The 1,211-nt window shown below is 48.3% G+C and carries 1 protein-coding gene and 1 pseudogene; both read right to left on the minus strand.

Annotated features, from left to right (window positions below; all coding sequences use genetic code 11):
• Window positions 1–290: pseudogene (locus tag lacNas_RS01200) on the minus strand (3-oxoacyl-ACP synthase); the annotation flags it as partial.
• A 252-nt stretch (window positions 291–542) separates the two neighbouring features.
• Window positions 543–1,211 (minus strand): AI-2E family transporter (locus tag lacNas_RS01205; protein ID WP_201336263.1); only part of this gene is annotated, 669 nt, incomplete at its 5' end.

Genomic DNA, 1,211 nt, shown 5'->3' on the forward strand with positions numbered 1-1,211 from the left:
CCGACGGCTGCCTGCACCAAGGCGGCGGTCGAAGGGGTATATGCATCCGGGGACATGGTCGCGACGATGATCAAGTCGACCTCTGCCGGGTCTTGCCCTTCAAGCAGCTTTTTGGCTGCCCGGATGGCCAAATCCGACGTGTTTTCGTTTTGACTGATATGCCGGCTTGAAATTCCGGTTCGGGTCTTGATCCACTCATCACTGGTGTCCATGAACCGGCTCAGGTCGTCATTGCTGACCGTGAACTCCGGCACACAGCAGCTTGTCTTGACAATTCTCGTGTAAGCCAAAGGAACCCTCTTTCGTTTTCAAATCTATAATTTTACCGACATGTATAAAGTATAGTCCTGCCTTAAAAATTGTCAATGCTATCTCGGTATTGTATAGTCTACAAACAAGCTATAAAGCTAGTATTCATAAGGCTTTTTGGATAGAAAAAACTTTTCAAATTTATTTTATATCGGCTCTTGTATAGCTTTTTCTTTTGAAAAAGGGCACAAAAAAAGCCCAGAAGCTTTTGCCTTCTGAGCTAATAAATGTTTCTATTCCTGTTCTCGCTTCCGGGCCTCGCTGAGTTTGCTTCTGGCTTTTTTCAGCCTTTCCTGCTTGCCGTTGATGTTTTTGACTCCCAGGATGTCCAGGAAGAAAGTAAAGATCGGCACGCTGACAATCAAGCCCCAGGTTCCGAAGAAGTGCTCGCCAAGCAGCAGCACCACGAAAGTGTAGAAAATCGGCAGTTCAGTCTTGCTGGACATGAATTTCGGGTTCAAGATATACGTTTCCAGCGTATGCAGCACTGCGATCATGATCAAAATGTAGATCACGTCCTGCATCCCTCCGACCGTATAAGCCACCAGAGACAGCGGGATCAAGGAGATGATCACCCCGGCCACCGGCACCAGGCTGCAGATGAATACCAGCAGGCCCAGGGCAAAAATCTGCGGCATCTTCATGATTGCCAGGCAGATGATGGTCAAAGTCGTGTTGCAGATGGCGATCATGAACTGGGCTTCCAGGACCACCCCGAAGGTGTTGGTGAATTTGTAGCCGAAGTAGTAGATGTCCTCAAAAAGCCAGCCAAACAGGTCCGACTTCAAAAAAGACTTGGTAAAGCTGACCATCTCCTTCAGCTCGATCGTGTAAAAGAAACTCAAGACCAGAGCCATGACAAAAGACATGGCTACTGAGCCGAAGCCCTTGACGGCAGCCGT

It is taken from the genome of Lactobacillus nasalidis (genome assembly GCF_016587775.1).
Lineage (GTDB): Bacteria > Bacillota > Bacilli > Lactobacillales > Lactobacillaceae > Lactobacillus > Lactobacillus nasalidis.